6 protein-coding genes are annotated in these 13,774 nt (G+C 35.8%); 3 read left to right on the forward strand and 3 right to left on the reverse strand.

The window, feature by feature from the left end:
- Window positions 1-1,053: 1,053 nt before the first annotated feature.
- The gene (locus tag BLU80_RS13010; RefSeq protein WP_244518908.1) at window positions 1,054-2,271 is read right to left on the reverse strand and encodes a glycoside hydrolase 5 family protein; all 1,218 of its coding nucleotides are present in this window, start codon (window positions 2,269-2,271) and stop codon (window positions 1,054-1,056) included.
- A gap of 315 nt (window positions 2,272-2,586) precedes the next feature.
- Here BLU80_RS13010 and BLU80_RS13015 point away from each other — a divergent pair, with 315 nt between their 5' ends.
- Window positions 2,587-5,904, forward strand: coding sequence for a ligand-binding sensor domain-containing protein (locus BLU80_RS13015; RefSeq protein ID WP_262482929.1), 3,318 nt, complete (start codon window positions 2,587-2,589; stop codon window positions 5,902-5,904).
- 42 nt (window positions 5,905-5,946) lie between these two features.
- Complete coding sequence (locus BLU80_RS13020) at window positions 5,947-6,759, forward strand: response regulator (protein WP_091399185.1); 813 nt, start codon at window positions 5,947-5,949, stop codon at window positions 6,757-6,759.
- A 181-nt stretch (window positions 6,760-6,940) separates the two neighbouring features.
- On the opposite strand, the gene BLU80_RS13025 is transcribed toward BLU80_RS13020, so the two are convergent.
- Entirely contained in the window at window positions 6,941-8,737 is a 1,797-nt protein-coding gene (locus tag BLU80_RS13025) for a RagB/SusD family nutrient uptake outer membrane protein (protein ID WP_091399188.1), read from the reverse strand.
- Window positions 8,738-8,763: 26 nt separating this feature from the next.
- Entirely contained in the window at window positions 8,764-11,829 is a 3,066-nt protein-coding gene (locus tag BLU80_RS13030) for a SusC/RagA family TonB-linked outer membrane protein (RefSeq protein ID WP_211481839.1), read from the reverse strand.
- A gap of 582 nt (window positions 11,830-12,411) precedes the next feature.
- On the opposite strand from BLU80_RS13030, the gene BLU80_RS13035 reads away from it, so the two are divergent.
- Window positions 12,412-13,554, forward strand: a complete 1,143-nt coding sequence (locus tag BLU80_RS13035) for a glycoside hydrolase family 88/105 protein (RefSeq protein ID WP_091399194.1) — start codon at window positions 12,412-12,414, stop codon at window positions 13,552-13,554.
- Window positions 13,555-13,774: the final 220 nt, after the last annotated feature.

Genomic DNA, 13,774 nt, shown 5'->3' on the forward strand with positions numbered 1-13,774 from the left:
AAATTAGACACGGGAATGCATATTATTCCAAAGAAGGTTCATCCTGTTTAATTAAGCGTAATGATATAATTGCCACTGGGGCTGCATATTGTTTACCTAGAAGATCCTGTGTCAGCAGCAAAATGCAATACGCCCCTCAAACAGCAAGATCTTCAGTGCACCCCTCTCCCCCATTACTCAAGATATTGGTCAATTCAGTTAATTGCTAATAGCCACTATATTCGATTGACCTATGAGTAATTAAATATGAAAGAAGCTATCAGGGCCATCCAGATTCGCTCCATTAGATACTGATATTCTCAAAAAGTAAAACCATCGCAAAACACCTACAAATCCCGAGGTTAGTATAATACAATTCTGACCCCTCTTTTCATAAGACTAGCATTTGTTTATTCGTTCCATAATCTGCCCTTGTTTTAAATCATGATGGATGGTAGAAAAAAAAACAGAAGTTGAATTGAAAATATCATAAACAATAGATTGTAAATCATTACGATATTTACCGCTAGGAATGACAATTGCCGTCGCAATTATCATCCGTCACGCTATTCTACTTCTTACCATCCATTACTATCAATAAAATTGGTATTAATTTAATTATATTAGACAAACTTGATTATCTAATGAGTTTTGGCAATAAAACCACTTAATGCCGGCTACTAAATCCTTACAGATATTAAGCCGTCTTCCATTTTTCCTCACCGGATTAAACATTTAAAATGTACTTGAACTTTTAGTCAATAAACTTAAGAGAAATTGACCTTTAAATATATACTAATTTAACTGTTCCATTATTTGGTATTTACGTTGGCAATGTATTTAAAGAGACATAAATCATTACCCAGCCCCATACAATTAGAATTAAAGCATATTGCCCAATGTAAGCAAAGCTCCATTTTAGATATTTAAATTGGGTGTGCTAATAATTTAGAACATCCAATTAATTACAACCTTTAAACCTAATCGTATTAAACAAGAGGCATACCTAAATACAACTTTTTATCTATTGTTTTAAGCGTATTTCAGGCCTTAAAATCAGTATAAACAATTTATTTAATTTGATTTTCCATTCAATTTCTTAATAAGCTCTACCTCATCTTGCTTATAGGGTGTAAAATTCTTTCTAAAAATCTCGTGGAACCAAACAGTCGGGTCTCCGCCATCAGGCATTGGTGAATCCCAGGCATATTTTGTATTAGTCTTCCCTTCAACAAATCCCCAGTTAATCGCACCCACATTTTCATCCTTAAGCATTGGAAGAGTATTACTAAATAAACTACCTCTAGTCCTAGCCATATATTCTGTACAAATTAGAGGTTTGCCAAAAGTCTTTAAAAGCTGCACCACTCTTTTATGCCACTCTGGTTTCTCATAATCGTGATAAGTAATGATGTCAGAATTAGTTATTTGGAATTTATTTAGATCCTCGAATCCCCAATCCCAAAGACCTGCTGTAATGGGCTGATCAGGACGCACTGTTTGAGCCCAGGAAAAAACGGCTTTTAACAATGGCAATGATTTATTCTTTTTTCCGCTATTCCCCGGTTCATTATATAAATCCCAGGCCAGAATACGCTGGTCATGCTTAAATGTATTGAGAATATCCGTGACATATTTTTCCAATTCGGGGAAATTGGTAGTATCTTCTGACGCTGGCTGACCTGGATCTTGCACCCACCCTGAATTGTGAACACCAACTTTGGGCTCAGGTTGTTTACCTGGATGTGCCTCTTTATTCCAACAATCATCAAAAAAAACAAACATCGGCTTTATATGATGTTTTTCTGCAATAGACAGGAATTCATCAATTCTCTTCTTAAAACCTTCTGCATCCTCTTTCCAGACCAGGCTATGTAAAAATACACGCATGGTGTTAAAGCCAATGCTTTCTGCTAATTGAAATTCTTTATCAATTAATTCAGGGCTAAAGGTTTCTTTTTGCCACATTTCCAATTGATTGATGGCATTACTTGGGATATAATCTGCCCCGGTCAACCACCCTTGTTTAGCGTACCATTCATTTGCCTTTTTAGCTGGCCATACAACTGAATTCATATCACCAGTTGCTACGTTACTACCAGTACTATCAGAGTTACTACTGGCAGCAGTTCCGCTTTGTTGACAAGAGGCAACCATTAAGCCCATTAAGACTATTAGGCCACTCAATTTCAGAATTCCAACGAATTTATTAAAGCTTTTCGTTCTGGGATTTTTTTTAGAAATTTCAAGCGTTTTTTTATTCATAGCATTATAAGTGTTTTCTCTGGTCATATTTACTTTATTTAATATATGTCTTTATTTATGATCGGGCATTTAAATTCCAACAATAAGTTTCCTGAATGAATGAACTTATTACAATCTACTATAAAAGTACTTATTAAAAGTTATAAGATGTAATTCCTTGATTCAGTTAAATCAATATTTGAAACAAATTTGATTGGACAAATATGTAACATTATAATATTTTAAATACTACAAATTGTCTCATAGATTCAACAAATTTTATCATTTTATTAATTTTTCAAATGCAAAACTGTTAAATCCCTAACTTCGTTAACAGCAAAATTTGTAATGAGCCATAACCAAATGAGGATATTTAAACCAATCATCAGAGCTACTTTCATTAAAAGTCTGCTCCAAACCCCCATTCCATCCACCTACAGATTTTGTTATTTAATAACCTACTACATCTGTTTCCTCTATCTTGTTTTATTTTCTTTATCAGGCAATTCACTATTTGCCCAATCCTATTATTTTCGTCATTATCAGGTCGAGGATGGTCTATCTAATAATACAGTATATTGTTCTGAATTGGATCGTCATGGATTTTTATGGTTAGGGACCAAAGATGGGCTAGACTGTTTCAATGGGTATAATTTTAAAGAATACAGAAGCGGTGATAGTACAAAAGCGCTCAAAGACAGTTACATCAGAAGTTTATATATAGATACAAGCTCTCAGCGCGATATCCTATACATTGGTACCAGAATCGGAGTTTTCCGATTTGATCCATTAAAAGAGGAATTTGATTACCTGCTTAAAACAAAGGCAGTCGTTAATGGTTTAACAAAAGATAATAATGGCAGACTATGGATGATTTCTAATAAAAAGGTCATCTGCCTGGATCTGGAAAAAAGAAAAGTATTGCCAATTGATGCCGTCAAACGACTGGAAGCAACCGCTGTATGCAATACACCTGATGGTAACATCTGGATCGCCACTGCCGCAGGAACCATACATAAAATTACCACTCATACCACTGGAAATATATCAATTGAAAATCATAATGTTTTTGAAAATAATCCACAATTAGGTCCAAAGTGGATTGAGCGCATTTTTTCTTTACGAAACGGGAAAATATTGATTGGAACATCAAATTTTGGTGCAAAATTATTCGACCCTGATTCTAATAAGTTAAAATCACTTATTACATACAATAGCGAACATAATGGAATTTTCGCAAGAGATTTCAAAGAAATCGGAGATTCAGTTATTTGGATGGCCACGGAGTCAGGTATCTATATATATAATATCCAGACAGGAACTTATCAGAATATAACGCAAAAGACTGGAGACTCCTATTCTTTAAGTGACAATGCTGTTTATACTCTTACCATAGACAAGGAAGGTGGCGTATGGGCTGGCACATATTCTGGTGGCTTGAATTATTATGCTCACCCATATAGCAATTTTGAAAAATATTACAGTGGACAACAAACGGATGCAATTTCAGGAAATGTAGTAAGAGAAATAGCACAAGATAAATATGGAGATTTATGGATCGGGACAGAGGATGGTGGATTAAACCGAATAAATTCCAGAACCGGGAAAATAAAACGATTCATTGCCACGGGAAAATCCACTGATATATCCTACCCCAATATCCATGCGCTATTGGCATTTGGAGACACTTTAATAATTGGCACATTCGAGCATGGATTGGATATTATGGATTTAAGAACTGAAAAAATCGTAGGACATTTCCCGGAAAAGACAAAAACGTCCGATGAGCAATCATCTTTAAAAAGTACTTTTATAGTCAGTCTTTGCAGAACTCCAGACAAAAATATTTATGTAGGCACAAGACTTGGAATCTACCAATTTTATCCGCATAAGGATGTGAATGGTAGAAATTTTGAACCTATTATACCAGAACTTTCAGGTGCATTTATACATACCATGATGTTGGATAGTAAAGACCGGATCTGGATTGGGACAATGGGAAATGGATTATATTGTTATACACCATCAACAGGCTCTTTACAAAAATTCACGCACGACCCCGACCGTGAAACATCAATAGGAAACAATTGGATTACTTGCACTTACGAAGACAATCTAGGAAGAATATGGATTGGAACAGAAGGAGGAGGTTTATGCCTACAAAACTTGAACCCGGATAGCACGGATGTATTTAGAAAATTTACTGTTCAAGATGGTATGCCAGCAAATACTGTTTATAAAATACTTCAAGATGATAAGGGGTTTCTATGGATTAGCACTTCAAGAGGATTGGTTCGCTGGAATCCTTTATTCACTAAAAAAGACATTTATACTACTGCAAATGGTCTATTAAGTGATCAATTCAACTACAACTCCGGATTTAAAGACGCATCAGGAAAATTATATTTTGGCTGTGTCAAGGGAATGATTTGTTTTAATCCAAATAGTTTTTCTGATTCAAAATTCACAGCGCCCCTCTATATTACTTCTGTCCAGGCAGAAGGAAAGGAAATCGCAAACTGGAATAATATTTTAGAAAATCAATTTCTGGAAGATAAAAATAGGGACAAAACACCGCATTATATTGATATTCCACATAAAAAATCTTCTATTACCATTGAATTTGCGGCATTGTCCTATACAGCACCAGAAATGATTCAATACCAATATAAATTAGAAGGATTGGATAAAAACTGGACATATCTAAGCAGCAATCGTAAGGTTTATTTCACAAATCTGTCTCCAGGCGAATATAAATTTAGAGTCAAAGCAACAAATGTCAGTGGAAAATGGAACGATAAAGAGACCACATTATATATTAGAATTTTGCCAACATTCTGGGAAAGTAATATGGCTATGGTCTTATATACGATAATCGGTCTTGCTATTGTTGGATTTTTGTTCAGAAGTTATCATGACCGTCAAAAAGAAAAGAATAAAAGAATTGTCGAACATATGGCATATATCAAAGAAAAAGAGCTTTACGAAGCAAAGCTTGATTTTTTCACTCATGTCACTCATGAAATAAAGACGCCCCTCACTTTAATTAAAGCTCCCTTAGAAAAAATCACTAAACAAATTGATTCATATCCAACAATTAATAAATACGTGAAAATGATACAGCGTAATACCGCCAGGCTAATTGCGCTCAGCGAGCAATTGCTGGATTTCAGAAAAACAGAAGTCGCTGGATATAAATTAAATATTAAAAAAATAGATATTAGACATCTTCTTAAAGAATTACAACCTGATTTTAAGGCCCTTGCCAAGGAAAAAAATATCAAATTCAAAATGATTCTTCCTGATGAAGAAGTAATTATTGAGGCTGACAAAGACGCGCTAACTAAAATCCTCACAAATTTATTAGATAATGGAACTAAATATGCAGAATTCAAATTGGAAAGCGGCTTAGAAAAAGACGAAGTTTCAAATAATATTATTTTCTATACCAAAAACGATGGTCCTCTTATTGATGAGGAAAACAAGGACCGAATATTTGAGCCTTTTGTCAGGATGGAAACTGCACAAAGTAGTTCAGGCGCAGGCCTAGGATTATCCCTATGCAGAAGGCTTGCTGAGTTACATCAAGGCAGCCTATATATCGACACCAAATTGCAAGGATTCAATAAATTCATATTAACTTTACCTATAACTCAAAAAGCAATACAGAACCAAATATAAAATCAATAATTTATTATAATTTTCAAAGAAACAAAAGAAGTCATGCAAGAACCAATAGACAATATTAATAATGTATCAATTGCCAATATTCACAAGCAGACTATTTTAATTGTTGATGATAATCAGGAGATTTTAGAGTTTTTGGCGGACGACCTGGAGGATATTTACAACGTCGTTACGGCTACTTCTGTAAAAAAAGCTTTACCCTGTTTTGAGATGGAAATGATTGCCCTGGTTATCAGTGATATTTTAATGCCAGAGACAGATGGCCTTGCCTTTTGTAAAATGATTAAAACAAATATGGAACTCAGCCATATTCCGGTCATTCTATTAACTGCCAAGAATGGCATTCCAGCACAAATTGAAGGTTTGGAACATGGAGCGGATGCCTATATTGAAAAACCATTTTCACCAGAATACTTACAGGTACAAATAGCCAATTTATTGAGTAACCGAAGCAGACTCCGCTCCTACTTTTCTAGTTTTCCACTTGCTACCATTCATAGCATGGCACACAACTCAGCCGACGAGGAGTTCCTGAGTAAACTCCATCAGGTTATCGTCCAACATCTGGATGATCCAAAATTAGACGTAGATCAATTATCGAATAAACTCTATATCAGTAAGCCTACCCTGTATCGAAAAATCAAGTCAATTACAGACATGACCCCAGGGGAACTCATTACTGTCACCAGGTTAAAAAAATCTGCTGAATACTTATCCGAGCAGAAATACAGCATTCTGGAAGTATCCGTAATGGTTGGTTTTAATTCAGCGACCCATTTTGGACGCTGTTTCCAAAAACAATTCGGCATGAGTCCCAGTAAATTTCTTTCCAAAAACCCAGTTGAATAATACGAACTCAGCCAATCCAAACAATAAGTTTAAAGTAGACGTATAATTAAGAAGCAACGAAAAGCAATATCATTTTCAAGACTACCAAACAAAAAGAGGAGCTCAAGGTCATTACCGGCTCCTCTTTTTTTAACAATGGCAATTTCTTAAATCAACTATTTTTCAATCAGTTGTATAAGTTTTACTGTTCAGGCGCAACATTATTTTCAGCACCCGGGTATCCTATATTCTGATTAATATGCCCTTCAGAATTGGCCAATATCCAGTTTTCCGGTATAGGCCAAAGTACATGATATGGTTTCATCACGTAAGAATTCGTTGAATAGAAATACTGGGTACCATAAAAATTATTTTTTGCCATTACTCTGTCATAATACCAGTTCTTTTCGCTAAAGTTACTTATAGAGTATCCATTCTTGCCTTCCTGGGCCATTAAAAATGCAACCCTTGTCAATTCTGATTTACGGTGCTCTTCCAAAAACAGCTCTCTGGCCCGCTCATCAAATATATCATCTATGGTGACATTTGATAAAAGAGGGGCATTGGCTCTAGCTCGGATAGTATTTACATCCTCAGTTGCTTTAGGGATATTATTCAGCCACCAATAGGCTTCCGCACGTATTAAATAGGTCTCTGCCAGTCTAAATACATAGGAATCAGTGTAGCCACCGGAAGGGCTTCCTCCAACATTAATATCATCCTTGTAAATCAACACTTTAACCGTTGGGAAAGAAAAATAGCATCTGATTGTATCACTAACAAATGCGGCCTGAATGGGTTTACCAAACCAAGTAGCACTCCCCCCCTTTGCCGCAGGACGGTTATAATATAATCTGGATTTATCAAACCAGTTATTGGAATTATGGCGCATATCCGTCCCGCTATTTGCCCAAACTTCATATTGATAATAATTGGATGGACGAATTTTTGCAATGCCGCGACCAAGCTTTGCAACTTCATCATAACCATCATAAGGAGAAACATCATAAGTGGTACCTTGCTTACCATCTGGCGTTTTTACAGAACTACCATTACTCCAGTAGGGAACCAAATTTCGCATTCTATAAGAGCCATTCTCTGATCCATTTCCTGTAATGCCATAGCGCTCTTGAACAACATATAGCCCTTCCTTATTTTCCGAAGCACTTATATTATCTGGATTAAAAAGATCATTAAATACATCTAAACTGTCTACGTTTGCATTTACACCAAATCTGGATGTCATCAAATGATTACCGTAATTTTCAATACAACGAGTCGCCGCATCAATAGCATCCTGAAAATCACCCAGAGCCAAATCAATTTTAGCAAGCATATGTTCCCCAGCAGCCCTGTTTACCTGTCCAGGCTGAACTGTTATCGGCAACCATTGAACAGCAAATTCCATATCAGATTTCATTTGTTTTAAAATCTTTGTTCTGGAAGCAGTCTTAAAATCCAACTTTGGAGTTGTGACTTCATCCAATGAAAGGGGAACATCACCAAATTCATTCACTAATAAATAATACCAATAAGCTCTATGGAAGTAACCTTCAGCCAGAATAGCATTTTTAGCTTCTTCAGATTCAAAAGTAGCATTAGGCACATTACTAATAACCGTATTGGCATAAGTTATCCCATCCCATCCCAATAACCAATAACGCATATACAAACTATAATTAGATGTAGGAGTGAGTTGTGTTTCAAGATTATGTATCTCCTTAGTTTCTGGGCTTCCTATAACATCCATATCCGAGAAAGCATACTCATAAACTATGGGGGTCCGACAGGTCCCTGCATCAAATGCGTCACCTACAAATTCCACTTTTTGTTGCTTTCTGCACGTTACAAGAGCAGATTCCAATCCGGCTTGATCTGTAAAAACATTTTCCGGTGCATAAAAAGAAAGGGGTTCCGGGTCAAGTTTAACGCAGCCGATGGATCCGGCTAAGACAAAAGTCGTCAATGATCCTAGTAAAAATTTATATCTAATTTTCATAATATTAATATTTTTTGAACTATTTTTTAGAGTGTCAGGTATGCGCCAAATGTAAAAATTCTAGGCGTCCGTCCCATTGTTTCCGGATCATAATATGACCATTTTGTAATTACGAAAGCATTATCTACGCTCGCCATTAACCTTAATCCGGGAATAGAATACTTTCGAAGAATCTTATCTGGAAAAGTATAGGACAAACTTGCATTTTGCATTCTTAAATAATCTCGTTTTACATAAAAATATACCGTTGGATTACTTGCATTTGATCCGAGCCTGCCATAACTGGTATTTGCATTCCAAGGAGTCCAGTAGTCATTCCAAATTGAGTTAGAGGACTCAAAATATCTGTTGTCTTCATTTCTACGGCTTGCGTCATTTCCATAATAGTCAAATTCTCCTCTAATCACAAATGACAAATTCCAGTTTTTCAAAAATTGCAGATCACTCCTTAAGGAGGCTCTGTAACGAGGAACAGATGATCCAATCCATACTTTATCATTATTATTTATAACACCATCACCATCTACATCCAGAACTTTAGGATCTCCCGGCAACTTTCCATAAACCGCCGCAGCTTCTTCCTCTCCTATTTGCCATATTCCAGTTATCTTGTAATCATGTATATCATTGATACCATGACCAATATACCAGCCATTTGAGACATCGTCCGCCTCTTTTCCTGTTGCAGAATCAGTTGTTCCGTAAAGATGAACAATTTTATTTCGGTTCAGACTAAAAATCAGGGAAGTTGACCACACCAGTTTATTTGGAATATTGACATTGACACTTGTAAGGGTTACTTCAAGGCCTTTATTATCTACCTGCCCCAAATTAGCTAAAACACTGGAATAACCTGTAAAACCAGGAAGTGCACGGTCTACTAATAAATCAGTTGTATAATTGTAATAGGCATCAATTGTCCCGGAGAATCGGTTGTTCAATATCCCAAAATCCAATCCTAAATCTATTGAATGTGTCGTTTCCCATTTGATATCCTTATTTGAAAGAGTTGTTTGGTATACTCCTTTAACCGTCTCGCCACCTTCAATGTTGTCAAGTGTATTTAATTTACCCAAAGCCGCATATCTGCCTATACTTCTATTCCCACTCGTACCCCATGAGGCTCTTAACTTCAAATCGTTAAATGCAGATCCTTTCATAAAGTTTTCTTGAGAAATTCTCCATGCAGCAGCAAATGCTGGATAAACACCATATGGATTATTTTGACCGAAGGCAGAGAAGCCATCTCTTCTAATTGAGGCCGTTAATAAATAACGATCTTTAAAGCTATAGTTAACCCTTCCTAATAGAGAATTACCAGTTTGTACCTCATCATCTGAATTAGTAACCGGATTGATTCCGGTATTTAATTGATGGAAAATCAAATCTCCATCAGGAGTAAACCCTTCATTCGATGCTGTGGTACTAAAAGTTTGGTACTTTTCTGCCCCAATAACACCAGTCACATCGATTTGATGAACTTTATTGAATCGATGGCTCCAGTTTAAAATATTTTCGATACTCCACTCATAATCAGAATATTCATTGCGGGAAGCCTCACCACCTTCTGCAACCCCAGCATTAAGATCAGATGTATAATTGTAGGTTTTAATCCATCCATATCGGTTATTCCAATTAGTTCTGAATGTTATTCCATAAGGTAATGTCAATTTGCTGTATAAGGTGGCATTTAAAGTCTGAACTTTATAAAAATAGCTATTGACACTTGCTGCATATATCGGGTTCGATACACGGGCATCACCTATCGGAAATTGTGCTAAGGTTCCATCCTCATTATACATATTCCCATAAGGGCTCATTACATCCGCATTACCAGGATTTACAGTCAGTGTATTATCTCCTCTATCCGCAAACTGAGTGGTGGTCCCTATTTGTAGCCATTTAGTAATATTAGATTCCAAATTAAATCGCCCATGCACTGACTTAAAATCATCACCTACGGTCGTACCTTTGTTATTGGTATAACCAATTGAAGTATAATAGGAAGTACTCTTACTTCTTCCTGAGACGGCCACATCGTGGTCCTGCCTGAATCCTGTTTGATAGACATAGTCTCTCCAATCAACGGTTTTTCCTGCTTTATAATTATTTATTTCAATATCCGTTAACTTCAACCTGGTTAGCCATGTTCCAACATAATCTCCATCAAAGCCATTATCATAACCAGCCCATTGTTCCTGAGTAACACCATCAGGAAGATCATCGGGGTTATCATAATACCCCTCTCCCTTTTGAGATGTCGCAGGATTAAAATAATCTACTGTTTTTAAATAATCCTTTCTTCGTTGAAGATATTGTTCCGGGCTGGCAGCAGGTGGTATTCCTAGCATATTTGACACACCTATTTTAGAACTAAAATCAACCCTTGGGGTCTCAGACATGCCTCTTTTAGTTGTAATTGCTACCACGCCGGCAGAACCTTTTGCTCCATAAATGGCGGTGGCGCTTGCATCTTTAAGTACATCAATACTAGCAATATCGTTGGGATTAATATCATTAAGATTACCATTAAAAGTCACGCCATCCAATATAATCAAAGGCGTAGTAGAAGCAGTCAGGGAAGCTGGTCCACGAATTTCTAAAGTACCACCTCCCGATGCTCCATTATTAATGGCAACGTTTACACCTGGAATCGTCCCTTTTAAGAAATCAACAAAACTTGTTGCCACCTTTGTTTCCAAAACTTTAGAATCCAAATGAGATACAGCCCCTGTAAGGTCCCTTTTTGTTGTTGTTCCATAACCGATTACTACTACATCGTTTAATGTGCTGTCACTGGTTGCATCCAGTACAACATTAATTATTGTATCCGTACTCAATAATTCATCTTTTGGAACATAACCTATCATGGAAAGGTGTAGAGTACTACCCGCCTCGGCGGATAATATAAACTGGCCGTTATCATTTGACATAGTACCAGTTTTAGAGTCTTTAATTAATACTGAAACTCCTCTAAGTGGTAAACCATCATTATTTCTGACGGTTCCAGAATATTTTTTTTGTTGTGAATACCCGGCCATTACTATTAGCATTCCAGGTACTAAAAAAAAGAGAAATTTAAATTGCTTCACGATTTAATTTTTTTGATAACCTAAATTTGATTTTAATATAATTCGTTCCCACACAATCAACCCACTAAAGCCATTATCAGCATAATGACAATTGACATAACCTCAAATAACAAGCATATCTTTTGATAATAAAGAAGTTATCTTAAGGAGTGTTGGATAACTCTTTTACAGAAGTGTTTACCTTTTAACTTAAATACCTTGACCACAAATTCTTTTTCAGATAAAAGATGCATTTCCCTTTTTATAATTCTTAAGCAAATTTGTAACATTTAGAAATTGTCTACGCATCAAATATTCTCATAGATTCAACTTATTTTATCATTTTTTTAATAAACGATTTGATTAATGTTAAAAGACCTATTTTCGTATTATTAGAACATTATTGACAATAGAATATTCAACAACAAAAAGCTATATTGATAATAAATATTTTATCAATGACATAGTTCGTTTTCCATTAAAAGCATCATCTTAAGAAGTATAAGACCAATTATAATTTGATAATTTTAAAAACTTTCAGGACAAAATCAATCAAAATCCTAAACAATTAATTTCATTTCACATCATTAAAAGGTATTAATTATGAAAAAACAATTTCTTACAAGTGCCTGCTTATTATTATTTTGTTTTTTTTGTAGCATAGTAAATGCGCAAAAAAATAAAAATTATCTGAAAACGTTTCCTGAGGGCAGTACCCCACAGGAAATAGGAAAAAGAATTGCGGACCATTTTGTTACTACCGTAAATAAATTCATAGGCGAAAATCAAAGGCCTCATTATATCCATTATCCAATCACTTGTACCTGGTTTGGCGCCTTGGAATTTGCCAAACTCACGAATGATAAAAATTTAAAATCCGAGCTCGCCAATGCTTACACACCTTTAGAAGGCGAAAGAAAATCTATGGTTCCTAAACCAGATCATGTAGACAATGCAGTATTCGGTATTGTTCCTTTTGCCTTGTTTCGACAAACCAAAGAGAAAAAATATCTGGAATTCGCCACAGATTATGCTGATAAGCAATGGGATAAACCTTTTGGCAAACACGTAAATCCAAGTTCTTATTATTATTATAATAATGGATTATCCTTTGAAACAAGAATGTGGATTGATGATATGTATATGATTACAGCATTACAAACTCAAGCGTTTATTACAACAGGAAATAAAAAATATCTGGATCGTGCAGCGAAAGAAATGGTTCATTACCTAGATTCGTTGCAACAACCTAATGGACTGTTTTATCATGCACCGGATGTGCCTTTCTATTGGGGCAGAGGCAACGGTTGGATGGCTGTAGGCATGACAGAAGTCTTGCGTTTACTCCCTAAAAATCATCCAGATAGACAAGCCGTAATGGAAGGTTACAAAAAAATGATGGCATCCCTGTTAAAATATCAGGATCAGAAAGGTATGTGGCATCAATTAATCGATGATCCGAATGCCTGGGAAGAAACATCTTCAACCGGCATGTTCACTTACGCCTTTATTACAGGAGTAAAGGCCGGATGGTTAGATAATAATAGTTATGGACCTGCAGCCAGAAAAGCCTGGCTGGCACTCATTACCTTTATTAATGCCAATAATGATATCACGAATGTCTGTGAAGGTACCAATAAGAAAAATGATCACCAATATTACCTGGATCGGAAACAAAATACAGGAGATTTACATGGACAAGCCCCGCTTCTATGGTGTGCCAATGCATTAATGAGAAAGAAATAACTCATTAATGGATACGCATATTTTTTAGAAGGGCAATCAATATTTACGCCAATACACCAGGAGGTCCTGGCTTACGATTATGGTAAGTCAGGACCTCTTTTTTTGAATAGGGTGGCTGATTTTACTCTTTTTCCGGATATGTAAAATATTTTTTTGCATCTAAGTTGCATTTATGGAATATTTCTATATTTTTGCAACATAGTTACAATAAATGCAAGCT

This window comes from Arachidicoccus rhizosphaerae, from assembly GCF_900107765.1.
Lineage (GTDB): Bacteria > Bacteroidota > Bacteroidia > Chitinophagales > Chitinophagaceae > Arachidicoccus > Arachidicoccus rhizosphaerae.